At 58.9% G+C, this 23,024-nt stretch carries 24 protein-coding genes and 1 pseudogene; 10 read left to right on the top strand and 15 right to left on the bottom strand.

Annotation, left to right across the window (positions count from 1 at the left end; genetic code table 11):
* Positions 1–430: 430 nt before the first annotated feature.
* Positions 431–751: a hypothetical protein gene (locus X750_RS0133295; RefSeq protein WP_031195797.1), complete on the bottom strand. Its 321-nt coding sequence runs from the start codon at positions 749–751 to the stop codon at positions 431–433.
* Positions 752–953: 202 nt separating this feature from the next.
* Here X750_RS0133295 and X750_RS0133290 point away from each other — a divergent pair, with 202 nt between their 5' ends.
* Positions 954–1,529 carry a GNAT family N-acetyltransferase gene (locus tag X750_RS0133290; protein WP_023748078.1) on the top strand — a complete coding sequence of 192 codons (576 nt, stop codon included), beginning with the start codon at positions 954–956 and terminating at the stop codon, positions 1,527–1,529.
* A gap of 79 nt (positions 1,530–1,608) precedes the next feature.
* Here X750_RS0133290 and X750_RS144580 read toward each other — a convergent pair whose 3' ends face one another.
* From X750_RS144580 to X750_RS144595, 4 genes are read right to left on the bottom strand one after another with little or no spacing between them, the layout of a single operon-like run.
* A complete protein-coding gene (locus X750_RS144580; RefSeq protein ID WP_023681169.1) occupies positions 1,609–1,941 on the bottom strand; it encodes a hypothetical protein in 333 nt (110 codons plus the stop codon).
* Between the two features lie 2 nt (positions 1,942–1,943).
* Positions 1,944–2,306 carry a hypothetical protein gene (locus tag X750_RS144585; protein WP_245271884.1) on the bottom strand — a complete coding sequence of 121 codons (363 nt, stop codon included), beginning with the start codon at positions 2,304–2,306 and terminating at the stop codon, positions 1,944–1,946.
* Positions 2,303–3,523: a divalent metal cation transporter gene (locus tag X750_RS144590; RefSeq protein WP_023739541.1), complete on the bottom strand. Its 1,221-nt coding sequence runs from the start codon at positions 3,521–3,523 to the stop codon at positions 2,303–2,305. Before X750_RS144590 ends, X750_RS144585 begins: the two co-directional genes overlap by 4 nt.
* The gene (locus X750_RS144595; RefSeq protein ID WP_245260464.1) at positions 3,520–3,978 is read right to left on the bottom strand and encodes a hypothetical protein; all 459 of its coding nucleotides are present in this window, start codon (positions 3,976–3,978) and stop codon (positions 3,520–3,522) included. The genes X750_RS144590 and X750_RS144595 overlap by 4 nt, the downstream gene beginning before the upstream one ends.
* 529 nt (positions 3,979–4,507) lie before the next feature.
* On the opposite strand from X750_RS144595, the gene X750_RS144600 reads away from it, so the two are divergent.
* The 3 genes and pseudogenes from X750_RS144600 to X750_RS144605 all read left to right on the top strand — a co-directional run bounded on the left by X750_RS144600 (position 4,508) and on the right by X750_RS144605 (position 6,638).
* Entirely contained in the window at positions 4,508–5,293 is a 786-nt protein-coding gene (locus tag X750_RS144600; protein ID WP_031243160.1) for an SDR family NAD(P)-dependent oxidoreductase, read from the top strand.
* A 605-nt stretch (positions 5,294–5,898) separates the two neighbouring features.
* Positions 5,899–6,301 (top strand): annotated as a pseudogene (locus tag X750_RS1000000163815) (SDR family NAD(P)-dependent oxidoreductase); the annotation flags it as partial.
* Between the two features lie 91 nt (positions 6,302–6,392).
* Positions 6,393–6,638 (top strand): hypothetical protein, encoded by a 246-nt coding sequence (locus X750_RS144605; RefSeq protein WP_023712187.1) that lies wholly within the window; start codon positions 6,393–6,395, stop codon positions 6,636–6,638.
* Between the two features lie 181 nt (positions 6,639–6,819).
* On the opposite strand, the gene X750_RS0133280 is transcribed toward X750_RS144605, so the two are convergent.
* Both X750_RS0133280 and X750_RS144610 read right to left on the bottom strand, forming a co-directional pair.
* Complete coding sequence (locus X750_RS0133280) at positions 6,820–7,236, bottom strand: response regulator (protein WP_023700039.1); 417 nt, start codon at positions 7,234–7,236, stop codon at positions 6,820–6,822.
* Positions 7,233–10,346 carry a CheR family methyltransferase gene (locus tag X750_RS144610; protein WP_023748075.1) on the bottom strand — a complete coding sequence of 1,038 codons (3,114 nt, stop codon included), beginning with the start codon at positions 10,344–10,346 and terminating at the stop codon, positions 7,233–7,235. The genes X750_RS0133280 and X750_RS144610 overlap by 4 nt, the downstream gene beginning before the upstream one ends.
* 158 nt (positions 10,347–10,504) lie before the next feature.
* On the opposite strand from X750_RS144610, the gene X750_RS144615 reads away from it, so the two are divergent.
* Both X750_RS144615 and X750_RS1000000165940 read left to right on the top strand, forming a co-directional pair.
* Positions 10,505–11,059 (top strand): response regulator, encoded by a 555-nt coding sequence (locus X750_RS144615; protein ID WP_050588792.1) that lies wholly within the window; start codon positions 10,505–10,507, stop codon positions 11,057–11,059.
* Between the two features lie 117 nt (positions 11,060–11,176).
* Positions 11,177–11,353: a hypothetical protein gene (locus tag X750_RS1000000165940; RefSeq protein ID WP_023681160.1), complete on the top strand. Its 177-nt coding sequence runs from the start codon at positions 11,177–11,179 to the stop codon at positions 11,351–11,353.
* A 222-nt stretch (positions 11,354–11,575) separates the two neighbouring features.
* Here the strand turns inward: X750_RS1000000165940 and X750_RS144620 are convergent, their stop codons facing one another.
* The 4 genes from X750_RS144620 to X750_RS144630 form a co-directional block, all read right to left on the bottom strand.
* Positions 11,576–11,839 carry a hypothetical protein gene (locus tag X750_RS144620; protein ID WP_023681159.1) on the bottom strand — a complete coding sequence of 88 codons (264 nt, stop codon included), beginning with the start codon at positions 11,837–11,839 and terminating at the stop codon, positions 11,576–11,578.
* Positions 11,840–12,178: 339 nt separating this feature from the next.
* Positions 12,179–12,343, bottom strand: coding sequence for a hypothetical protein (locus X750_RS1000000166500; RefSeq protein WP_023729495.1), 165 nt, complete (start codon positions 12,341–12,343; stop codon positions 12,179–12,181).
* A gap of 246 nt (positions 12,344–12,589) precedes the next feature.
* Positions 12,590–14,077, bottom strand: a complete 1,488-nt coding sequence (locus tag X750_RS144625) for a trehalose-6-phosphate synthase (RefSeq protein ID WP_245271883.1) — start codon at positions 14,075–14,077, stop codon at positions 12,590–12,592.
* Between the two features lie 286 nt (positions 14,078–14,363).
* Complete coding sequence (locus X750_RS144630) at positions 14,364–14,588, bottom strand: hypothetical protein (protein WP_023681156.1); 225 nt, start codon at positions 14,586–14,588, stop codon at positions 14,364–14,366.
* A gap of 192 nt (positions 14,589–14,780) precedes the next feature.
* Here X750_RS144630 and X750_RS0133275 point away from each other — a divergent pair, with 192 nt between their 5' ends.
* Both X750_RS0133275 and X750_RS144635 read left to right on the top strand, forming a co-directional pair.
* Positions 14,781–15,251: a GFA family protein gene (locus tag X750_RS0133275; RefSeq protein ID WP_050588111.1), complete on the top strand. Its 471-nt coding sequence runs from the start codon at positions 14,781–14,783 to the stop codon at positions 15,249–15,251.
* Between the two features lie 174 nt (positions 15,252–15,425).
* Positions 15,426–16,310 carry an alpha/beta hydrolase gene (locus X750_RS144635; protein WP_023748072.1) on the top strand — a complete coding sequence of 295 codons (885 nt, stop codon included), beginning with the start codon at positions 15,426–15,428 and terminating at the stop codon, positions 16,308–16,310.
* Here the strand turns inward: X750_RS144635 and ligD are convergent.
* From ligD to X750_RS1000000165935, 3 genes are all read right to left on the bottom strand, one after another.
* Positions 16,290–18,932, bottom strand: a complete 2,643-nt coding sequence (gene ligD / locus X750_RS144640; RefSeq protein WP_023748071.1) for a DNA ligase D — start codon at positions 18,930–18,932, stop codon at positions 16,290–16,292. The two genes, X750_RS144635 and ligD, sit on opposite strands and share 21 nt — an antisense overlap.
* Before the next feature lie 161 nt (positions 18,933–19,093).
* Positions 19,094–19,387, bottom strand: coding sequence for a hypothetical protein (locus tag X750_RS144645; RefSeq protein WP_023687836.1), 294 nt, complete (start codon positions 19,385–19,387; stop codon positions 19,094–19,096).
* Positions 19,384–19,608 carry a hypothetical protein gene (locus tag X750_RS1000000165935; RefSeq protein WP_155921617.1) on the bottom strand — a complete coding sequence of 75 codons (225 nt, stop codon included), beginning with the start codon at positions 19,606–19,608 and terminating at the stop codon, positions 19,384–19,386. The genes X750_RS144645 and X750_RS1000000165935 overlap by 4 nt, the downstream gene beginning before the upstream one ends.
* Before the next feature lie 192 nt (positions 19,609–19,800).
* On the opposite strand from X750_RS1000000165935, the gene X750_RS144650 reads away from it, so the two are divergent.
* Entirely contained in the window at positions 19,801–20,793 is a 993-nt protein-coding gene (locus X750_RS144650; RefSeq protein ID WP_023748070.1) for a YihY/virulence factor BrkB family protein, read from the top strand.
* Between the two features lie 73 nt (positions 20,794–20,866).
* The gene (locus tag X750_RS10455) at positions 20,867–21,163 is read left to right on the top strand and encodes a hypothetical protein (protein WP_023668045.1); all 297 of its coding nucleotides are present in this window, start codon (positions 20,867–20,869) and stop codon (positions 21,161–21,163) included.
* 91 nt (positions 21,164–21,254) lie between these two features.
* On the opposite strand, the gene X750_RS144655 is transcribed toward X750_RS10455, so the two are convergent.
* A complete protein-coding gene (locus X750_RS144655) occupies positions 21,255–22,655 on the bottom strand; it encodes a phospholipase D family protein (RefSeq protein ID WP_023748069.1) in 1,401 nt (466 codons plus the stop codon).
* Positions 22,656–23,024 lie beyond the last annotated feature (369 nt).

Genomic DNA, 23,024 nt, shown 5'->3' with positions numbered 1-23,024 from the left:
GGTCGTCGCTTCCGTGGAGCGTCAGGGCTGGCACCGAAATGATCTTCGCCGCCACTTGCCGGCGGGCGAGTTCGTGGCTGGAGATGCTCCAGCTGTTTGGCCGTCGTCAGCTGCCGCCTCATGTACGGGCTCCGGGGCGGCCTCAGTTGCTGCCAAGTGGGCCGCAAGGTCCCTATAGACCTTGTCCCTGCCGCCATCGTGTTTAGCGATCAGGCCAAGTAGGTCATGACGGCTTAGCTTTGCAATCTTCATTAGGAATTCGAATTCGTGCTTCGGAATCGAGGCGGCTAAGCGATCGAGTTTGGCCCGCCGGGTCTCTTTGGACACATGTGCTCCTATGTATCCAGGCAGCACGCGAGGCACGTATTCGGAGGCCCGCCATTGTCTTGATGGCGGGCCTTCGGGCGGCCGAAGCCGCTAGGTCCATCGGCTACTTGTTGCAATTTTGCACGGTCGAGGTCGTTGCGCCACTTGCAGTGTTGTTATCGATGTCATTGCCTGCGGCGTCCTTGCAACGGTCGGTCATACCGTTCGATTTTGTAGTCGAGTTTGTGGAATTCGGATCGGTTGGCACGGCCGCATTCCCGCTGCCAGTGCCATTGCCAGCGGCGCCGCCGCTGCCAACAGTTCCAGTACCAGTTCCATTACCCGTGCCAGCCGTGCCGCCAGCACCCGTTCCATTTGTCTGCGCCAGGGCGGAACCGGCCAAGGCAATAGTTAGCACCGACGCGGCTAGAATTTTCTTCAACATTGGAGTCTCCGTGTTTGAATCGCCGAATTGCGATCGCTTTCCCAACGACAGGTTTTTCTCATTGTTCCCGGCGTAATGGATTGTGATCCGCAGCAGCCTTCGTCGAGGTGGACACTCTTGACGGCGCACGAATTGTGATGAGACCTGACAAGGGCAGGATGGGCTTTGTTCAACACCAAAGCGATATGTTGGGCGCGGCTGCATGCATCCGTCGCGGATCGCGATGCGGAATGTGGGCAAGACGGGTTACAACAGAAGCGGCGATCAGAGCTGCGAGCGAACCGGCCGCCTTGATGTTAATCTGACGGTTGAATCTCAAGACCATTCCGACGCAGGAGCAGAACGCATGCCGGCTCGATCCGAAGGATTTACAATCGCTCTGGCTCACAACGGGGATGCACGAACGCAGGCGGCCGCTGCGCTCTATCGACACAACATCGAACAAACCGGAATCGATGACCGGGCAGTGATCGGCGCGGAGCTTACCGACCCCTCGGGAAAGATCTGGGGTGGAATTTGGGGCAGAACGGAACTGGGGCTCCTGTTTCTCGACATGTTCTTCTTGCCTGAAAAATTGCGTGGCCGATCCTATGGATCACAGCTTCTTATGGCGATTGAGGAGGAAGCCGTTAGGCGTGGATGCAAGAGAGCCGTCGTCGAGACGAGCAGTTTCCAGGCGCCTCAATTTTACCGGCATCATGGGTTTGAGGAATTCGGCAAGGTCGAATTCGTTATTCCAGGACACGCCCGCATCTTCCTTCGCAAGAACCTGCAGTAATCTTTGCGGAGGCGCCATCTGCACGAACGGCTGTTCGCCGGCAAAACGCCGGCGCCTTAGCCCTCCCAGCCGTAGCCATCTACTCCCGAAGGTCCTTTTGCCCTTTCCATCCGGGAAGCTCGGTCATCGGGCATAGCAGCCGCGGTCGCGCCGGATCGGAGATATCGAGTTTATCCCAGGGAATGCGGTACAGGCCGTCGCGACGGCGCAGCCGAAACAGGTCGAGCATCGCGATGCCGATGGTCGAAGCCGACAGACGCTCGAACGCGGCGTAGATGCCAACGTGGAATTCAGTAACGACGAGCTCGTCGCCACGCTGTTCGGCGAGAATCTCTTCGATGTGACCGATGCTCTTTCCACGCTGCGAGAGCACGCGTCGCCCGGCAAGATGTTCGAGGTTGACTGTCCTCATCATCACGCTCCTGGGATGCGCCCGATGACATGATCGCGCAACCAGTCCTGCCAGGCGAAAATCGACGTCTCGCCCACCTCGATGTCACATTCGATGTCGAGCCCGTTGTCCTGCACCTTTTTCCACGCAATCCTGTGTGGCTCGGCGTGGCGTTTGCCACCCACCCTCGTCGCCAGTTGCGCCATCCATTCCCCGGGCCGCGCGCCAAGGCGGCGCGCCAAAGTGATGGAGCCGAGTTCTATCGCGACAATCCTTGGTGGTTTGCCCAGCCGCAACTCAGCCACCACTCCGTCGACCTTGCCGATCTTGGCCCGCCGGCGGTCGAACACCTGCTTGTCCAGGAGATCACGCATCAATTCCATCATGTGCCTCCGAATATCTGCAGCGGAATTGTCACCACGGCGAGCACGAAGGCAAGCGCGATAATGAAGACAACGGCGGCATTCGAAATGATGCCGTTGCGATGTTCGCCGACATAGCGTTCGTCATTCAGCAGGAAGAGAAATGGAACTACCGTCAGCGGAAGGCTCGCCGCCGTTACCGCCATGGAAAAGATGGTCAGCCTCAGTGGGTCGAGGCCAAGCATGATCGGAATGGCGGCCAAAAACAATGATGCCGTATAGACGGCACTGAAGCCCGGATCATCGCGCGGCTTGCGATCCTCGCCCCAGGTCCAGCCAAAGCCCTGTGCCACCAGATATGCCTGTTGCAACCCGACTTCGAGTGCGGCGCCGAAACAGGCAATGGCTAGCGAGGCAACGAATAGAACGAACCCCCAGAAGCCGAATATAGGGATCAGCATCAACGGCAGTTGGTGATAGTCGTCCACCTGGTCGATGCCGTGCGTCGCGAGAACGAGAGCAGCGATGATCAACACGCCGATCGAAATGGTCCCACCGAAGGTCATGCCCAGCCCGGCGATGGCACGATTGGCCCCAAGGTGGCTTTCATCCCACTTGTCCTCGATAGCTCCCGAGGAATAAAACATGAAAAGATAAGGCGAGATCGACGCGCCGAGAATGCTGGCCGCCATGAACCAGTAATTGATGGCATCGTGAGCCGGCAGCGAAGGCACGGCGCTGCCAGCGACCGCTGTCCAGTCGGGCTTTAACATCACCGCACCAACGACGAAGCACAGCGTCACGAGGCCGAGGACCGAAACGCCTTTCTCGATAAAGCCAAACGTGCCTTTCCACAGCAGCAGCCATGCCAGCAACGCCACCGGCAGTGCCCACCACTGGAAGCCTATGCCGGTGGCAAGTTCGAGTGCGATGGCCACACCGCCGATCTCAGCGGACAGCACCATGAAATTGACGAGAAAGACGACGAGCAACGGCCATAGGAAGACGTTGAACCCAAACCTTTCACGAATGCCCTCTGAGATCGTGTGATGGCTCATCGCGGCGAACCGACCGGCCATTTCAACCAAAAAGATGATGCATATGGTGCCGAGAACTATGGCCCAGATTAGCTGGAATCCGAAGGCGGCACCCGCCTGCGCCGCCGTAGCCATCGACCCGACTTCGAGGAAACCTCCGACACTGGTGACGACGCCAAGCGATATTTCCAGAAGCTTCTTCACGGCTTTGGTCCGAAAGCGCTGGTGTAAGCGGCGAGCGAGCGCATGCCCGCCCGAAGATCCTGTTGTGCGCTTTCCACCTCAGTGCGATTGTTCACCCGCAATCCCGCCTCGGCATGCGCCACCGCCACCGACAAACTGTTGACTGCTGCCGTCAGTCCTGCTCGCCCGGCTGGTTCAGCGGTCTCGGCCGATCGAATTTGCGCCTCGACATCGGCCAGCGTTTTTCCGACCGAGTGCAGTGCGGCCGTGGCATAGGCGGACGGTGCCGCTCCCTCCACCCAGGCATCCAGCACCATCGATACGGTCTGTGCCGCGGAGGCCGCTGTTCGTGATTGCTGCGCCACCTGATTGGAAGACGAGCATCCGGCCAACCCGGCTAGCATCAGAAGCAAGCACAGGCAGCCAACCGGAAAATGACGGTCGTTATGGGGTACAGCGCGCGTTGGATGCGCCACGCGGATTTCCTCCCCGGCCCGAACCAACTGCGTCCGGCATCAATGATCTAGAGCGCTCGGAGAGCTCGTCAAACGAAACCGACGACGAGCCTGTGAGGTCGGCTAGTTCAACGTAACAAAACGCTCCATCCCGGACAGCCGTGAAAGTGGGGGGGGCCCGCGCTTCTCTTTGGCGCGGAGAAGCGCGGGCAGATCGGGCTGAGGGGATGACCCGATCGCGCAGCATCAACATGGGAGGGCAACAACGCTGCACGGTTCGAACTTCCAACCGGGCCACTTGTTCCAACTTCAACTGATCCGTTCTGAGTACTCAATCCATGCGTTCGGGGGGCCTTTTTTTGAAGGTAGGCCATCGCGAGTTCTCATGGCGTAGAACGGTTTTTGTCGCAACGGCCCATCCATGAATGCGCGACGACCGCGACGACGACCTTCGCCTGACCGTCATGACAGCGCACTATCAATCCAGCCCAAACGCCGCGGAACAATTGTGCCCGCTCGTGGTTCCGATGGCACGAAGATGGAGGATATGATGACGGACGCCAAACTCGCTGTGGTGACCGGCGCCTCGAGTGGCATCGGAAGGGAAATCGCAAAGCTGTGCGCTAAAGACGGTTACGACCTGATCATCGCCGCCGACGAGCCGGCTATCCGGCAGGCGGCAGAGGCACTTGAGACCCACAATGTAACGGTCGAAGCCATTGAGGCCGATCTGGCGACCGTCGAGGGCGCCGATCGGTTGATCTCCCAGATCGGCGATCGCGATATCGACCTGTTGTTTCTCAATGCGGGACGCGGGCTCGGCAACGGCTTCGTCGACCAGGACTGGCGAAAAGTCCGCCGGATCATCGACACCAATGTCACCGGAACGGTCTATCTGGCGCATGAACTCGGCGCCAAGATGGCCCGGCGAGGTCGCGGGCGCATCCTGTTCACCGGGTCGATCGCCGGCTTCATGCCCGGAACATTCCAGGCCGTCTACAACGGCACGAAGGCGTTCATCGATTCCTTCTCGATCGCGCTCCGCCATGAGCTGAAAGATACCGGCGTGACGGTCACCGTGCTGATGCCTGGCCCCACGCAGACGCGATTCTTCGAGCGCGCTGAAATGATGGATACCAAGGTCGGCTCCGATGAAAAGGACAATCCGGCCGATGTCGCCAAGACGGGTTACGAGGCGATGATGGCCGGTGATGAACAGGTCGTCAGCGGTTGGAAAAACAAGCTGCAGGTCGCCGCCGCGCATGTCACGCCGGCAGCCACCTTGGCCGAACAGCACCGTAGGATGGCCGAGCCGGGGTCGGCGTCCAGCGACTGAGCCAATATTCGCGTCATCAAAAGGGCTGGCATTCCCAAGGCCGCATGTGCTGCGCGAGGCAATCTATCGCTGCCGCAGGGGCGGCACCATCTCGGTTCCCGGCGTCTGTGTTGGCCTGGTCGATCACATCCCGTTTGGCGGCGATGAATGAGGGACCGGCTTTCCGGATGGGCCAGACGCATACGCAACGCTACCTGGAACCTTTATTGGCGATGGTCCAGAACGGCGAAATCGATCCCTCCTTGTGATTACCCACCGGACAGATCTGAAAGCAGCGCCGGATCTCTACAAGACGTTCCGCGACAATCAGGAGGTTGTGTCAAAGTGGTGATGCGGCCTCACGGCCGAGACGGGCAAAGGCGACCCACACCTCACTGCAATCACAAGGGAACATTCGCGTCGACGGCCGGTTAGGTGCCACTTCCGTAACGGTCACCTGCCGTCAAAGCGAGCCCATGATGAACCACGACCAGCATGACAATGTACCAGATGCAGCGCGTAGACTTGTCGTCGGAAGCATGGCAGGAGGAATTCTCGCCGCTTATGCTTCCACGGCGTCAGCCGATACGGGAACAGTGCCTGCTAAAGCAGGCCCTGCGAGTCCGATGCTCAAACAGAATCCGGTGACGCAATATCCCCAGCCGCCGTTCAAGCCACAGGAACAGAAGTGGCCGGGTTTGGCGAGCAAGATGGTGCCGCGCCCGGATCACGGCGAAACGACCTACAAGGGATCAGGCAGGCTTGCCGGTCGCAAAGCGCTGATAACCGGCGGCGATTCCGGTATTGGTCGTGCGGCGGCGATTGCATTCGCGCGCGAGCGTGCGGACGTTGCTTTCGGCTACCTCCCCGAAGAACAGGAAGACGCCGACGAACTGGTGGACCTAATAAAAGCGGCAGGTCAAAAGGCTTGCCGGCGATATCCGCAATGAGGCCTTTTGCAGAAAGCTGGCCGATGAAGCAGCAACGCCCCTCGGCGGTCTCGACATCCTGGTCAGCAACGCTGCCCGCCTCACTAGAGTCCACGGTCCTCAAAAAAGGGCCGCCGAGCCCACCGCTCCTTAGGCGTGGTGGGCTTTCAGACTGTCTACAGGAGGAACCAATGGCTGGCGATGAAATAGAAAGAAGGCGACTGCAGATGTTGATCGAACAATATCTGGAGACCCGTAAGCGACGGCACGATTTCGTGTCGATCGCGAATGCCGAACTCGCGATCAAGGCTGTCATGCCGCATTGCCCGGTGTCGAGCGCAGCGTTGGCAGAGATGATTGCCGCTGGCGCCGTCACTTACGGCCTTGGCGTCCTATTCGACGCGAGGAAAACCGAGGGCGAACTGCCCGTTGTTTGATAAGCTCACACGGCTGACCAATCGTCGCGCGGTGGCGAACTTTCGCCCAGCGCTGGAGTACGCCAGACCGCGAGCATGCCAATCGTGCCGGCCGGATCGCAGGCACTTGCCGGCGACGCCGGCTCGGGCCTGGACCCGAATGTCGTCGCATCTCTGGTGAAAAACCAGTGTCTTTGTGCAGTTATCGGGCTTCTCGTTGGGTTGGCACCGTTCCGCTGTCCTGGTGTCTTGCCAAAGCTGTCGGTTGAACACCGAGCATATTTCGCACGGCCTCGACCAGCGCGGCAGCCCACACGGGTTTTGACAGCATCTTGTGATGACGCAAATCTTGCGGGATGTCGGATGCCGTGTACCCACTGACGAAAACAAACGGAATTCCGCGTTGCGCTAGAAGAGGGACAAGGGCAGCGCTGGTCTCGCCGCCGAGACCAATGTCCAGGACCGCAGCAGATATGACTTCACTCTCGATCAGCTTTTTCGCGCGAGCAACGGACGGCACTGGCCCGGCGATGGCGAAGCCGGCCTCTTCCAGGATTGCGCGGTGCTCCTCCGCGACCAGCCATTCATCTTCGACGACAAGGATACGAGATGCAGTCACGTTTCGCTCTCCCGATGATCAAACGGAAACTCAATCCGCAAGCTCAAACCATCGGAACCGAAAGATGTTTCAAAATTTCCGCCAAGCCGATACTCAATTTCGCCCTTCACCAGCGAAAGACCAAATCCCGTCTTCTCAGGCGGACTGACAGCGGGACCGCCGCTTTCTAACCATTCGAGCTGAAAACCGTGATCCGACGCCGACCAAGTCACGGACACCACGCCGTTTGGCACGGACAAGGCGCCATATTTTCCAGCATTCGTGGCAAGTTCATGGATCACCATGCCAAGCGACAGGCCCTGCTGAGGCTTGAGCCGAATGTCCTCGCCTGTGGTGTTGATGCGTTCCAGCCCGAACGGCTCGACTTCCTGCCGCACGATTTCCTCGACCGAGACCTCTTTCCAGCTTTCGCGCGAGAGCACTCCGTAGGCCCGCGCCATGGCGCGCAGGCGACCGATGAGCGCTTCGGCGAAAGCCTCCGAAGAGGGAGCATTTTTCAGGGTCTGACTGGCAATGCTGACCGTAACAGCCAGCATGTTCTTGACCCGATGGTTGAGTTCCGAGATCAATACCCGCTGGTGGGCTTCGGCTTCAGCCATGGTCGTCACATCGACAAAGGTCACCACCACGCCCTGGATTTTCCGCGCGCTGTCGCGGTAGGGGATCAGCCGCACGAGATAGTGGATGCCGTTGCTATCGCGCGGCAGCTGGTGCTCGATCATCTCGCCGGCCCTGAAAACCTGGGCAATATGGTCGCGCAGGTGCGGATAATCGAGCCGGCTGGCAAGATCGGTCAGCGGTCTTCCGATGTCGGTCGGCAGCAAGTTGAAGAACGAAGACGCCGCCGGCGTGAAGCTGCGGATAACCAGCTTGGTATCGAGAAAAACAGTCGCGATCTGTGTGCTCTCGAACAGGTTCTTCAGATCGCTGTTGGCACGATCGAGATCCTCGATCTTGGAAACCAGTTCGGCATTGATGGTGTTCAATTCCTCATTGAGGGACTGCATTTCTTCCTTGGAGGCCTCGAGCTCCTCATTGGAGGACTGGGCTTCTTCGTTGACCGAGACGAGTTCCTCATTGGAAGATTTCAACTCCTCCAACGCGGTCTCATATTCTTCGATCGTCGATTGCAGGCGCTCGCGCGTATCGCGGAGCTCGCGTTCGAAATCAGCAATCCCAGATGCCACCGGCTGTCGAACCTTTAGAGCCTCCAGCCGCGGCTGCGGCTGGCCCACCGGCTCGAACAGGACGAGAAACAGCGGCTCGCCGCTGCCGCGATCAGTCAAGGGCTCGATCGTCAATGTGACGAATTGGACACGATCTTCATCTTCTTCAATGGCTATCGCTTCTCGCACAACCGTGCGCCGGCCTTCGGCCGCTTCCCGCAAAGCGCCGCGCAGTTCCAGACGCAGGCCGCTGCGTGCCATTGTGAGCAATTGTCTGCTCGGCACCCCTTGCGGCGGCTCGAGATATTTGCCGGTTCTGACCGAGTAATAGACGACATCTCCATCACCATTGATGACGACATGGGCCGGAGCGTAGCGTTCGAGAACATGGGCTTCAACGGTTTGCCTTAGGGAATAAGACAAGCCGCGGCGGGCATGAGTGTCATTGGCGCTGGAAAAATTGCTTGCAGGCGCAGCATTCAACAAGATCGGCAGCCGCGGCGGCGCCGTATGTTCTCGTGCCTTGAATATCCGTTGTTTCTTGTCGACCGGGGCAAACAGATCGGCATGCTGGCTTATGCTCTCGGAGGTGCCAAGGAACAGATAGCCGCCGGGCTTAAGAGAATAGTGGAAGGTCGGAATAACCTGCTTTTGCACATCGGGGCCGAAATAGATCAGCAGGTTCCGGCACGACACCATGTCCATGCGCGAGAAGGGTGGATCGCGGATGACGCTGTGCGCCGAGAAGATGCAGAGATCACGTACGCTCTTGCTCAAGATGAAACTTGTGCCGTCATTGCTGAAGAAGCGTTCGCGACGTTCAGGCGAAACGCCCGCAAGCAATGACTCCGGATAGCGCGCCGAACGTGCGATGCCCAACGCCGCGTCATCGATGTCCGTGGCGAAAATCTGGATGCGCGGCACAGCCGAAAGTGTATCCATATGCTCGCGCATCAGCATTCCGATCGAGAAGACTTCCTCGCCGGTTGCGCAGCCGGGCACCCAGACGCGGATCGTATCGTTGGCGTCCTTGCCTTCGAAAAGTTTGGGGATGACGGTTTCTTCCAGGGTCTTGAAAGCGTCCGTATCGCGGAAGAAATTTGTCACGTTGATCAGCAGGTCGCGAAACAGCGACCGCACTTCCTCCGCATTTGAACGAAGCAACTCTATATAGGCATCGATCGCGGTGTTCTGCGTTATTTGCATGCGTCGCCTGACGCGGCGCAAGAACGTCTTGGCCTTGTAGCCCGAGAAATCATGTCCCGAATGGCTGCGCAGGATCGCGTAGATTTCTTCCTGGCCCTTGCGGAGTTTCAAAGCACTGGCCTTGCCATCGTCAGCTTCAAGCTCGTCGAGCAGTTCAAAGCTGTGGGCAAATTCCATGAGTTTCGCACCCATCTCATCGGCCGGGATGGCGATATCGATCAGACCGGAACTGATCGCGCTGCGCGGCATGTCGGGATTGCTCGGACCCGACTCGTCGGAGAGTTGCGCCAGCGTCAGGCCGCCATGCTCCTTGATTGCCTTGATGCCCAACGTACCGTCGGAATCGCCGCCCGACAGGACGACGCCGACGGCGTATTCGCCCTGATCCTCGGCCAGCGCGCTGAAAAAGATATCGATGGGCTTGCGCTCCCTGGACACCGAATTCGGTTGGCGCAGCTTTAGGCTGGAATTTTCGATGGTGAGGATCGCGTTGTGCGGCATCACATAGACGGTGTCAGGATGGATATCCATTGCATCTTCAGCGACACGAACCGGAATTCCGGTGTAAAGCGCAATCACTTCGTGCAGCAGACTTTCCCGTTCCGGGCTGAGATGCGTGACGATCACGAACGCCATCCCGCTCGAAGACGGCATCCCGCGAAAAAATCCCTCCATGGCGGCAATGCCGCCCGCAGAGGCGCCAATACCGACTATGGGGAACCTCGGCAGCTTTTGCATCAATTGTCCTGCTTCAGTGAAATGCAACGCGGCAGCGCTGATTTCGATCCAATGTGTAAACCGTTCCTGGTCGAATTCCCATCCCGCACCGCCGATAGCCACGGAACCGATGCACGCGACCGCCGTTTAAAGCCCGGAGGGCTGCTATGTTATTAGGCATGCGAATTCTGCTCGTCGAGGACGAATTCTTGCTGGCAAGCGAACTTGCCTCTTATTTCAGCGATTGTGGGGCGACCGTTTTGGGGCCGGTGTCGTCAGTCAGCCGGGCTCGACGATATATCGATTCAGCGGACGGGGCGGTGCTGGACATCGATCTTAACGGTGAGACTGTTTTTCCCCTCGCCGATGAGCTGACGGACAGAGGCATCCCGTTCGTATTCTTCTCCGGAAACGATCAGATCACCCTGCCGGAGCGGTTCCGGTACACCCAAAACCTCTCCAAGCCGGCCGGGTTCAGGACGGTTGCCGGGATCCTCGCCGCGCAATCAACAGCGCTTGGTGAAGACAATGTTTTCCGCGCTCTTCCAAAACTGAGGCTGTCCGCGCGGCTGCTGCTGGGCGACCCACAGGCGGCCGATCGCCTCGTGGAACGCACATTGAAGGCGGCGCTGGAGGAGCGGTTGTCGACGCGGCATGACCTTCCCTTGAGCGAATGGCTCAATACACTCATGGAGGAGGTGCTCCGCAACGACAGGTCTGGCATCATGAATTAAGATTGTCCGATAGTTTGCCGCAGGCCGCCCTGTCGACCGCCCCCCGCTACGGTACCCCTCCCCAAGAGCGCTTCGCTTCGTCTTGCAAATACGGCCGCATTCCTGCTAGAAATCCTCGTGGCCAAACCTCCGCAAACCAAACCTGACTCATTCCGCGATCCTGTTGAAGGCGACGCACTCGCAGCGCTGCTCGACGAAATCGCGGAAGAGGAAACACCTGAACGGCTGTTGAAGCTCGCCCTTGAGCTGCAGCAGCAACTGCTGTTGTCAAAGCAGCTGAAAAATCCCAACTGAACGGCCTGCAGCTAGGCATCTTGATTTGCCTCGAGTTCCACGATGGCGTCATCGCCTCGTTCGCCAGACCGATGCTGCTGCGGTAATCTTTCTGCGCTCGATGTGGGCGAAACCCCAGTCTCAATAGCTCAGCGGTTCCTGCGCCCAGAAGGCCCTGATCCCATCATGACGCCGATGAGACCAGGAAGATCAGGGCCAACTTGGGTCGCAGCCCAAGGTCGATCACTGCTGCCCTGGCATCTCGGTATTTTCTTGCGGGTTCTTTTTAACGCCGGGCGCGGGTGATGTCTCGGCGGGGGCATTGCCGCCTTGGTTCTGTTCCGGGGTGCGCTTTACTGGCGATGTCTGCCACGATCCGCCTGAAAGGGGTATGAACACAAAGAAGGCTAGCAGGGCGACGAAGATCACAGCCGCAATGACGACGCCCCACCCGAGTACATTTCGGGTGCCACGCTGTTCTTCCTTCCGGGACACATGCTCCGTCATCACTGGACTCCTTTGTGTCGTTCGATGAGGTACAAATTTATCGTGCAGATCGACCGCACGGTCTGCCCTTCCCCGACGCGTGCCGCCGGCACAGCCGAAGAAGCTGAAGCTAATCTTCTCCACCTTTTCGGCTGCCTGGTTTGGCGGCCCGCTTTGGCGCATTCGGCACTGCCGGTTTCCGCTCGGGTGCAGGCGGATTGATCTCCTCGCGCGCCAAACGGGCTTTGCGCAATCGCGCCGTTTTCTCTTCCCGCGCTTTACGCTCGGCTTCCATTACGCCTTGTGCGTAGAGAGTGGCTCGTGCGTCTCTGTCGTTTGCGGATCCACTGGCCGCCATAGTCAGCCCTCCGCCTTGTAATTTCTTGCTTCCTTCTTGGCGCCGTCTTTGCCGTGCTCGGCTGCAAGCTCTTTGGCCTGCCCGGGTGACACGTCGGTGGCTTCGGCCAACTTGATTGCCTCTTGTTCAGAGAGATCACTGTCCTTTCGCGTGGGGTTCCTTGTCATCGCAGATCTCCTATCAGAGCCCAAACGACCGGACCGGCGGTGTGTTCCCTGGAGCCTTCGATAGTCCACCGATTGAGGCGGGCTATCGCGCTTCCGTCAATGAGCGAAAAGTTTCTGATGCGGGCTGACAAGGTACATGATCAGCTTCAAGGCCTTTCGAACTGCTCCGGCCAGCCGGGTTATGGCCGGGCTATGACCGTGTGGGACGCGTGACACACGGACGGATTCAGGCATCGATGCCAGGCGCTAGTTCTCGCCCGCGAGCGTGGCGAGAAATGACCGCCGCCATTCTGCTGCGTCATTGCGCGTGATGCGCTTGAGCAGTGCACTATGCCTTGCAATTCTTTCCTCAAGCGGCATCGCGAGCGCTTTTGCGATCGCGTCAGCAACCTCGTCGACCGCATACGGGTTCACGATCAAGGATTCGGCAAGTTCTTCGGCCGCACCCGCAAAACGCGACAATACCAGCACTCCGGGATCGGCTTCGTCCTGCGCGGCTATGTATTCCTTGGCGACGAGGTTCATTCCGTCACGCAGGGGCGTGACCAATCCGACCTGGCTAGCGCGCAACAGGCCAGCAAGCCGAGAGCGTGATACGGCACGGTGGATGTAGCGGATCGGGGTCCAAGCCAAATCCGCGTATCTTCCGTTGACCGCGCCGGCGGTTGCCTCAAGCTGGGCCCGGATGTCGGCATAGGCGCTGACCTCCTCGCGCGTCGGCGACGCAATCTGCAAATATGTTGCCGCCCGCTCGTGTTCCGGATGCCTTTCCAAAAGACGCGCGAAAGCCTGCATGCGGCCGGGGAGACCCTTGGAGTAGTCCAGCCGATCGACGCCGATGATTTGCTTGAGGCCCAGAATCTGGCGGCGCATGGAATCAATCTGCACATCCTCCGCCGCCTCATTGGCCATGCGTGCGATTGAATCGACGTCGATGCCTATCGGAAAACACCTCGATAACAACGTGCGGCCGTTCATCTCAGCCGAACCATTGATATCAAAAGTAATGGAGTTGGCCGCCTGCACTGAGCGCCGGAAATTCCCCACGTCCGTTTCGGTCTGGAATCCCACGACGTCATACTGAAGCAGATCATCGATGAGTTCTTCATGGTCGGGCGTGGCTACAAACAGGTCAGGCGGCGGGAAGGGTATGTGAAGAAAGAAACCGATCCGATTCCGGACTCCCAGCCGCCGCAACTGGGCGGCCAAGGGGATAAGGTGGTAGTCGTGAACCCACACCAGGTCGTCGTTGCCCGACAGCAGTCCTGCGAGCGCCTTCGCGAACCGCGCATTGATCTGCCGGTAGGCGTGTAGAAACTCTGCCCGGTGGTTCACCAGGTCGAGTCGGTAATGAAAAAGCGGCCACAGCGTGCTGTTGGCATAGCCATTGTAATAGAGCGAATACTCCTCATAGGGCAGGGTAAGCGCAGCCGTCTCGATCTTTCCCACGCGTTCCAAGCGGATTAGCGGTTCGTCGCTCGCGGCGTAGTCCTGATACTCGGCGCTTGCTCCTAGCCACAGGCCTCCACGCTCGGCCAACGCATCCCCGATGCCTACAGCAAGTCCGCCGGCTTGCGACAGATCGCGAATGTTCCCCAGCCTGTTCGAGACGACAACCAGACGACGCGGGATGGCGCGATCGCCAGTTGGCTCCCCACCTACTGCGTCGCGCTCAAGAGGGTCACCAACCGTTTGCGAAGCCTCGTTGAGAATTTCATCCGGTCGCTGCAACAAGAGCAAATCCTGAGCGTGAAGATCGCTTGGGGAACGGTCCGCGCGTGCGATTGTTCCCGACGTAAGTGTCCAGCCGGATTCGCTGGTTCTCGGCCCGCTCGGGCGCCTTTTTCAGCGGCTCTCGCAGGATCGTCGTCGGACACACCGGTGATGAGACCCCGATCCAGCACGCCGAGCAGCCGCTTTGGCGACGGCCGGACTTACCGCTTTGGTATTCATGCTGCCGGATCCCCTGCCCTGTCATATCAACTCCCCACCTTGGCAAAAGCCCCAAGTGACCAAACCGTCAGTCCACCTCGATTACCTTGCGCGTCGGCTTTCGTTGGCGGGGCGGCTGCTTTGCGGCTACGGGCGCGGGCGGGGTCTGCGCTATCGATGCCTCCAACAACTGTCGCTGTTCTCTAAGCCGCGCCGTCTTGGCTTCCCTGGCATGCCGCTCCGCTTCCAACAGCAACTTGGCTTCTCGATCCGCCCTCTCGATCTTTTCCCTGTCGACGCGTCGTGTTTTCAAGGTCGCCTCCTTTGGTCAGACGGCGAACAAAGTGCGGACCTGAAAAAATGTTCCCAACAAATCAAGGCCTGATCTGCCTCAAATGATATTGACCAGCAGCCCGCCGGTTGCGCGCATCTGCGGCTCTGTGACGTCCAAAGGAACTGCTTGCCGTCCGCGGCGTTACGCCACCACGCTGGCCGGAAGATTACCATGGACGACAAACCCCGAACGACGATCAGAAAACCGGCCCGGATTGATCGAGGGCATTGCTTTTGCGGAGCCATCACAGCTGAATTCAGTGGCGATCCCTTTTGGATTTGTTTCGACCATGACGATGACTGCCGACGAGCGATCGGCAGCCCACTGACGATCTGGATTGGCTATCGTCCAGATCAGGTCGATTGGCTCGGCTCCAAACCAAAAACATTTTCGAAAACCAGGGGGGTCGTGCGCTCCTTCTGTTCGGAATGTGGCACCTCGATTGGGTACACCGATGAAGGCTTGCCAAATGAGTTCTACATCTCGATCGGATTCATGGACGCGCCCGAGAAGTTCCATCCCCAAGCTCAAGCCTATTGGGAAATGCGACTGCCGTTTATCAGGATGGATGACGGTTTGCCTCGCGTCGAGGGCTACACCCGAGCGCGCGACCCCACCCTGGGCAATCCCAGAGACCGGTGAGGCAGGAGGTTGGATCCGGGCGTCAGCGCCAGGGCTGGCGGATCCTGAACGGCGGCCGAACCATTGGAATGAGAGAAATGTCCAAACGGACAAATGCCCGAAACCAATTTCACCGGGGTGGGTTGAAGATGGACATGCGGGACTTGTTTTCACAGTCTGACGACAAAGAAGCGGATGTTTGAAGGATTCAAGCTAGAGACCGTGGATCTGCCCGAGTCCTCACTGAGAGTCAGGTATGGAGGTTCAGGCCCGCCGCTTCTTTTGCTGCATGGCCATCCTCGGACGCACGTTACCTGGCACCGGGTAGCCCCACTTCTCGCCGCCGACCACACAGTTGTCTGCCCCGATCTGAGGGGCTTTGGCCGGTCCTCGGTACCGGCGGACGCCGTGGACCATGCTGGATCCTCCAAGCGTGCCAAAGCCAGGGACTGCATCGCTCTCATGCGACATCTCGGCTTTGGCCGGTTTGCGATCGCAGGCCATGACCGCGGCAGCTACACAGCGTTCCGAGCAGCGATGGATCACCCGTCAGCGATCAGCCATCTGATCGTTATGGATAGCGTCCCTATCCTGGAAGCCCTCGAACGCTGCGACGCCCGCTTTGCGAAGCTCTGGTGGCACTGGTTCTTTTTTGCACAGCCGGACAAGCCCGAACGCGCAATCATGGCCGATCCTGACGCGTGGTATGGCGGCTCAGCCGAGTCCATGGGGGCTGAGGCCTATGTCGACTACAAGGACGCAATCCACGATCCGAATGTTGTTCACGGCATGCTTGAAGACTATCGGGCAGGTCTGGCCATCGATCAATTGCACGATACCGATGACAGGAAAGCTGGTCGCCGGGTCGCGTGCCCGACCTTGGCGCTCTGGTCCGCCCGCGATGATCTTGAGGCACTTTACGGCAACGTGCTGGATGTTTGGCGACCCTGGACCACCGAACTGAAGGGCCAACGGATCGATAGCGGACATCATATGGCCGAAGAAGCAGCCGACGCGGTAGCCGCAGCTGTCATGGCGTTCTTGCGCGAACCGACGTCGTCATGCGGCGAGCTTTGCTGAACCGATCCGTTTGATGGCGATGCTGATCGACCGTTCGCCATCGTCGTAGTCGGCCCAGGCGACGGTCTTTTTCAGGTGGCCCGGAACCGTGCGAACGGTGTATTTTTTCGGATCGAGATCCGCCTTCACCTGACTCCAGGTCAGCGGCATGGATACAGTCGCGCCTTCCCTGGCGCGAGGGGAGAGAGGGGCGACGGCTGTCGCCATGCGATCATTCCTGAGATAGTCGAGAAAAATCCGGGATGTCCGCAGCTTCTTGGCCATGTTGACGAGGTAGAGATCCGGGCTGTCTGCCGCCATCTGGATGCAGACGGCCTTTGCGAAGGCCTTGGCCTCGGCCCATGTCGTCTTGCTGCGGCGGGCCGCCAATGGCGTCACGACATGCAAGCCTTTGCCGCCCGTGGTTTTGCAGAAGCTCACCAAGCCCAGATCTTCGAGACGATCGCGCATTTCCTTGGCAGCCGCGACCACCTTCGCAAAAGGGACTTCCGGACCAGGGTCAAGGTCGAAGACAAGTCGGCCAGGTATTTCGGGATGACCCGGCTGGCAATTCCAGGGGTGAAGCTCAAGGCCGCCTATCTGGGCGATCGCGGCCAGACCCTCGACGCGGTCGATTTGCAGATACGGTTTGTGGTCGCCGAAGACTTTCACCAGTTCCAGCAGATTGGATGTGCCTGGCATTGCGTGGCGCTGGAAAAACTGCTCGCCAGCGTAGCCATCCGGCGCGCGCACGAGTGAACAGGGACGACCTTTGATATGTCTGATCATCCAGGGGCCAACGGTCTCGAAATATTCTGCAAGATCGAGCTTGTCGACGGGCTGACCGTCGCCGGCATTCGGCCAAAGCGGCTTGTCCGGCTTGGAAATGATGACGCCCATGACAACCGGGCTTTTTCCTGTCTTGCCAGTCACCTTGGCAGGGTCGGCAATCGGCGTCTCTTGAGGATCGGCTGGACGCTCGGCCTCGACGTCTTTTGCGGGCTTGTCTTCACGCAGGCCTTTGAAGGCGGCCTGCCGGATATTGCCACCCCCGGTCCAGCCGGCGAACTCGATTTCCGCGACCAATTCCGGCTTCGTCCAGAAGACGGTTGAATTCCTTTTCGGTGCGCCGTCGCCGGTAAACGGCGACGTCGCGGCTTTCATCTCCTGCAGCCTGGGCATCAGCTGCTTGACCTTTGCCTCGCTGAATCCGGTCCCCACACGGCCGATATAGGCGAAATGTTCACCGCGATTGACGCCGACGAGCAATGACCGGATTTTGCCGTTGGTCGTCGACCAGCCGCCGATGACCACCTCATGCCCGGCGCGGCATTTCGATTTGGCCCAGGTGTCGGTCCTCCCCGAAACATAGGTTGCATCGGCCCTCTTGGAGACAATCCCCTCAAGCGAAAGGCGACAGGCAGAACGCAGCACCGCGTCGCCGCCATTGCTGAAGTGCTCGACATAGCGGATGAGATTTTGCGCGCCGCGATCGACTTCGCCGAGCATCTCGCTCAGACGTTCCTTCCGTTGTGAGAGAGGCATCTTTCGCAGATCGACGCCATTTGCGAAGAGCAGGTCAAAAGCAAAGTAGATCAGGTCTTTCGTCCGGCGCTCCGACAGCGCCGCCTGCAGTGCGGCAAAATCGGGCGCGCCGTTCTCGTCAAGCGCTACGATTTCGCCGTCGATGATGACGTTGGGGAGGCTGGCGGCCTCCTTTGCGATGGCGCCAAATTTCTCCGTCCAGTCAAGACCCTTGCGGGTCTTAAGGGCGATGTCCTTGTCTTCCACGCGCAACTGGACGCGATAACCGTCAAACTTGATTTCGTGAACCCAGTTCGTCCCGGCCGGCGGCCGGGAAAGCGTTGCGCAAAGCTGTGGTGGGATGAAGTCGGGCATCTTCGCCGCTGAGGCACCAGCGGCTCGCTTCGGCCGCGGAGCAGGCTTTGCCGACTTGGCGGCGCGCTTGTCGGCATGGCCGCGCTTGCTGTCCCAAACGGCATCCGCATCGGCCGACGATGAACCTTTCATCATGAACGGCTTCGGACCTGCCCCCTTTCCCGCTGCAATCCTTTCCATGCTCCGACCGGAGGCGACGGATCGGTCCTGAGCCAGCACCGCATCGCCATTGCCCTCTGTCGCGTATTTGTCGCGGTGTTTGATCAGCAGCCAGTTGGTCCGCTTCCCGCCATTGCGGTCATGCTTCATGCGCACAAGGACGAAGCTTCCATGCAGGCGCTTGCCCTGCAGCGTGAATTTCAGGTCGCCTTTTTCCAACGCCTTTTCGGGAGACATGGCGCCTTCCGGTTCCCAATATCCGCGATCCCACAACTGCACCGTGCCGCCACCATATTGTCCTTTGGGAATTGTGCCTTCGAAGTCGCCGTACTCCAGCGGGTGGTCCTCAACCTCCACGGCAAGTCGTTTGTCGTGAGGATCCAGTGATGGACCTTTGGTCACAGCCCATGATTTGAAGACCCCGCCAAGCTCGAGGCGAAGATCATAGTGCAGCCGCGTGGCCGCGTGTTTTTGGATGACGAACCGGAGTCGGTTCGAACCCGCAATCGAGCTTTCGCCGCTGGGCTCTTTCGTCTTCGCGAAATCCCTTTTGGCCCGGTAGGTTGAAAGCTCGCCCGTTTTCATGGAAGTGCCCCGACTAATGACGCAACGCCGGGACTCAACGCAGTGGGTGAGATTTGGTTCGGTTCATAGCCGAGACGACGCCGATGCTGCTTTTCCGCTCAGAGTGGCATCGGCGTCAAATGAGGCCTTCACGGAGACTACAGGTGTCGTCACCGCTGACGTTAAGGTTCCTTGGTTTGCCCAACCATTTTTGCAAGCTCTGAAAATGGTGGGATGTCCAGTTCGCCTTGCGCGTTGTTTGCGATCTGCAGAAGCCGGATCGGGAAGCAGATCGCGTCACGGTTGGCCGGTGACATGTCTTCGTAGGTCCGCTCGTCACCTGTCATGGACGCCTCTGCCTTTCGCAGGGCGGTATCGATCTCGTCAATTGACAGCAGACCTTTGTGAACGAGCAGGTTGTTGATTGACGCGACCGCCATCATCAACCCTTCAAGCTGAAGATTGGCAACGTTCATGGCTTGACCGTGTTTCCGCCGCCCGGCCTCGCCGGGGCGTTCTGGCCATCGGATTGGTGCGTCTTGTCATCCACCTCATTGACTGGCCGCGTCAGACCGACCCCACTCTTGGGTTTCTTGTTGCCGGCCGCATCCTGAGAGAACGCATCCGAAGGATCAGGACCTGTTCTAGCCGGGTACTTCGTTGCGCCGGTCTCGCGACGGTTTTCATTATCAGGCATTTTTGATCACTCCAATCGGATGACCGATAACCATTACGAGCCCGGCGAGTTCCGGCGCCGCATGGAACATTTCTGGCCGTTCGTGCAGAGACAAGCGGGCGTGTCTCGGCAATCGCGCCTCGCGCACTGGCGGCAGGTCTCGCTTTCGTTGCCGACAGCACTAGGTTGCTCGTGAGGCAAAAGGAATTCCCCATGCGGGTGGCACGCGAAGCCTGGGTTCTTGGCAAGGAGAGCATCCTCGGATTCATCAACGACAATGCCCTCAGCCACGGTGCGGCGATGGCGTTCTATGCCGTTACGTCCCTGGCCCCGATCTTGTTGATCGTTGTTGCGATTGCTGGACTTGTCTTTGGGCATGAAGCAGCTCAACTCGCTCTGTCGGCCGAAATCGCAGGCGTGATGGGATCGCAAACCGGCGACCTTCTGCGCAGCACCATCGAAAGCGCTTCTCACAGAACCGCCGGCACTGTTGCCACCTTGGTGGGCATCGTCACCCTCTTCGTGACAGCCTCCGGGGTGTTTGGCGAAATGCAGCTTTCGCTCAACACAATCTGGAAGATTGACCCACCACCCATGTCTGTGTCGCGATTGGTGCGGGCGCGGGCGGCCAGCCTGGGTCTGGTTGCAGCGTTGGGATTTCTACTGCTTGTGTCGTTGGCGGCGAGTGCCGCCATTTCCGCGCTTGGCGCTGTCATCAACGCCCATCTGCCGTTCGGCACGATCATTCTCGCGTCGATAAACGGCATTGTATCATTCGTGCTGATTTCCGCTCTGTTTGCCGCGATCTTCAAGATCCTGCCGGACCGGTCGCTCGCTTGGCGCGATGTCGCAATTGGCGCGGCAGTGACCGCTTTGCTCTTCACCATCGGCAAGTCGCTGATTGGCTGGTATATCGGAACCAGCGCGATCGCATCCTCCTATGGCGCGGCGGGTGCACTGCTGGTCGTGCTGCTTTGGGTTTACTATTCGTCTGAGATATTCCTGCTCGGCGCCGAGTTCACGCGGGCCTATTCCGTCCGTCTCGGCAGTCGGTCCGACCTTCAACCGATAGTGGAGGCAGAGAGCCCGTCGCGACAGACATCGAACCCTGGGCCAACCATCCAGCGCGAGGTGCAGGCCTGGATTGTGATCACGGGTTTGCTGACCTTCGTGGCGACACGGGTCTGGCCATCGCGGCGATCTTAGCTGCTTCCCACCAATTCTGTTTCTTTGGAACGCAACCCGGACACCGGAATTGCATAGGAACAGGAGGTTGCCCATGCCAAAATTCCGCTTTGAGACGACAGTATCCGGCCAGACTACCGCTCTCGAGGAAGAGCTAGCGAGTGCGGAGATGGCCAGTCCGAGAGCAATAGAGATGGCGCGCGTAGCGGTGGCGGCGGATCCTGGGTCAGGAACCAAGCAATCGGGATCGACTATCAAGGTCTACGATGAAGCCGGATACCTGGTCGCCACAGTCAATTTTTCCGACGTGTTGCCGAGTGATCCGGACGCCGGACAGCATGGGATTGGCGACGCGGTTGTCGAAGAACCGGGTGTGATGCGGTCTGGCTGACCCGTGGTAGATCAGGGTTTCACGTTTCGCTCACGCGATCCCCGGCACGGCAATTCGCTGAGAACGCGAGGTCCTCGCCCATCGTCAGATGCTAGAGCTGAGATTCGATCGGGAGGTGACGGACGAAGACCGCCAGGATACGGCGAAAAAATCCGGCTTCTGGTTCATGCGTATAGTCCTGAATCTTGCCTTCGCCGCATCCATGCCAATGCAGAACATTGTGCTTCAGTTCGAGCCGATAGCTTGTTTCCGGAGAGATCTCTGATTGGAATCGATGCCGCAGCTCGGCGACCAATTTCGGATCCTCAAACAGCACGCCCATTTCCGAATTCAAGGACACTGACCGTGGATCGAAATTGAAGGAACCGACGAAACCGATCTTGTCGTCGACGGTGAAAGCTTTCGTATGCAGACTGGCGCCCTTCGAGCCAAACACCGAGATTGCCGAGCGCCGGTTGAACGGCTGAAGCTCGAAAATTTTGACGCCATTCCTCAGCAGCCGCTTGCGATAGTTTGCGTAAGCGCCATGGACTGCGGCGACGTCTGTGGCGGCCAGGGAGTTGGTCAGAACCGAAACGTCAACACCGGCGCCGACAAGGTCCAGCAAGATCGCTGTGCCCCTTTTGCCGGGAATGAAATAGGGCGACACAATCTCCAGACACCCGCGCGTCGACTGGATGATGGGACGCAGCTCTTTCATAAGCCAGTTGCGACGTCTCCAACCACGAACCTTCTCCGGCGGATCGGAAATGACCCGCACGCCATCCACCCAATGAACGTCGTTGCTGGCCGCAATAAACTCTGTGATCGAGCCCCGGTTGCCGATGCCGTTCAAGAATTTGGGATCGGGGCCGGTATCGCTTCCTTCAAGCCATTTGGCATGCTCATGCTCAGCCACTGATCCCAAGGTTTTGATTGGCTTGGCTTCATTGCAAGCCCAGAAGGCATCGAATATCGCCGCGGTTTGCCGTACCGCAGGCCCCAGGAGCAGCAGATCGAGGTCCCGGAAATTGGTTTCTGCCGCATCGAAATAGGCATCGCCAACATTCCGACCGCCGACAATGGCAAATTTGTCGTCAACGATCCAAGCCTTGTTGTGCATCCGTCGCGTCAATGCAAAGAGCCGCAACAGCACTTCCACACCACGCATGATCCGACCGCGCCTGATACCGCTCGGATTGAACAACTTCAATTCGATGTTTGGATGGTTGTTCAGCGCCAGATATGCCGCATCATTTTTACGCGGATTGACGTCGTCAAGGAGCATGCGCACCCGAACACCGCGCTCAGCAGCTCGAAAAACCTCGCGAAGCAGCAAGCGGCCGGTGTGATCATCATGCCAAAGGTAATACATCAGGTCGAGACTGCGCTCAGCGCTCCTTGCCGCCAGCACGCGCACGGCGAAAGCGTCATAATTGTCCGAGACAAGCAGCAAGCCGCTCTTGCCGGCCTTGATGTTGTCGTCTGCGGTTCGCGAAACCGATACGTCCATGAAAATTGCCACCTTTGGACGGCGCTCGCGCCATCCCGCTTAAATCATAGCTAGAACCATTCTGAGGTATTCTGGTTGCATACGCAGCGTCCAATCACCCAATTCCTGGATGCAAGCGGGGCCCAGCAATCAAGCGGCTGCAGAGCGGTAAGGAGGCTTGAGAGGCGTTGCCCCGACTGCTCTGCTGCCGCCGCGGAACTTGCTTCTCCTGTAGTGCCAGCCCCTCACACCGTGAACTGTTGGCGACAGCCCGATGGCGTGCGCCCCGCCGCGGCTCTTCGACGAGAATGACGTGGTCGTTGTTCTCACTGAAGCGCACGACCCCTTAAATTTAGATATCTCCATTATGCCGGAACCGGGTTCGGGTTT

The sequence above is a fragment of the Mesorhizobium sp. LNJC391B00 genome (genome assembly GCF_000502535.1).
In the GTDB taxonomy this organism is placed as follows: domain Bacteria; phylum Pseudomonadota; class Alphaproteobacteria; order Rhizobiales; family Rhizobiaceae; genus Mesorhizobium.
This window is presented reverse-complemented; position numbering and strand designations above follow the sequence as displayed.

Coding starts and splice junctions, on each gene's coding strand:
- X750_RS0133295 (WP_031195797.1), bottom strand. CDS start 751: ATGTTGAAGAAAATTCTAGCCGCGTCGGTGCTAACTATTGCCTTGGCC.
- X750_RS0133290 (WP_023748078.1), top strand. CDS start 954: ATGCATCCGTCGCGGATCGCGATGCGGAATGTGGGCAAGACGGGTTAC.
- X750_RS144580 (WP_023681169.1), bottom strand. CDS start 1,941: ATGAGGACAGTCAACCTCGAACATCTTGCCGGGCGACGCGTGCTCTCG.
- X750_RS144585 (WP_245271884.1), bottom strand. CDS start 2,306: ATGATGGAATTGATGCGTGATCTCCTGGACAAGCAGGTGTTCGACCGC.
- X750_RS144600 (WP_031243160.1), top strand. CDS start 4,508: ATGACGGACGCCAAACTCGCTGTGGTGACCGGCGCCTCGAGTGGCATC.
- X750_RS144605 (WP_023712187.1), top strand. CDS start 6,393: ATGGCTGGCGATGAAATAGAAAGAAGGCGACTGCAGATGTTGATCGAA.
- X750_RS144610 (WP_023748075.1), bottom strand. CDS start 10,346: ATGCAAAAGCTGCCGAGGTTCCCCATAGTCGGTATTGGCGCCTCTGCG.
- X750_RS144615 (WP_050588792.1), top strand. CDS start 10,505: ATGCGAATTCTGCTCGTCGAGGACGAATTCTTGCTGGCAAGCGAACTT.
- X750_RS144620 (WP_023681159.1), bottom strand. CDS start 11,839: ATGACGGAGCATGTGTCCCGGAAGGAAGAACAGCGTGGCACCCGAAAT.
- X750_RS1000000166500 (WP_023729495.1), bottom strand. CDS start 12,343: ATGACAAGGAACCCCACGCGAAAGGACAGTGATCTCTCTGAACAAGAG.
- X750_RS0133275 (WP_050588111.1), top strand. CDS start 14,781: ATGGACGACAAACCCCGAACGACGATCAGAAAACCGGCCCGGATTGAT.
- X750_RS144635 (WP_023748072.1), top strand. CDS start 15,426: ATGTTTGAAGGATTCAAGCTAGAGACCGTGGATCTGCCCGAGTCCTCA.
- ligD (WP_023748071.1), bottom strand. CDS start 18,932: ATGAAAACGGGCGAGCTTTCAACCTACCGGGCCAAAAGGGATTTCGCG.
- X750_RS144645 (WP_023687836.1), bottom strand. CDS start 19,387: ATGAACGTTGCCAATCTTCAGCTTGAAGGGTTGATGATGGCGGTCGCG.
- X750_RS1000000165935 (WP_155921617.1), bottom strand. CDS start 19,608: ATGCCTGATAATGAAAACCGTCGCGAGACCGGCGCAACGAAGTACCCG.
- X750_RS144650 (WP_023748070.1), top strand. CDS start 19,801: ATGCGGGTGGCACGCGAAGCCTGGGTTCTTGGCAAGGAGAGCATCCTC.
- X750_RS10455 (WP_023668045.1), top strand. CDS start 20,867: ATGCCAAAATTCCGCTTTGAGACGACAGTATCCGGCCAGACTACCGCT.
- X750_RS144655 (WP_023748069.1), bottom strand. CDS start 22,655: ATGGACGTATCGGTTTCGCGAACCGCAGACGACAACATCAAGGCCGGC.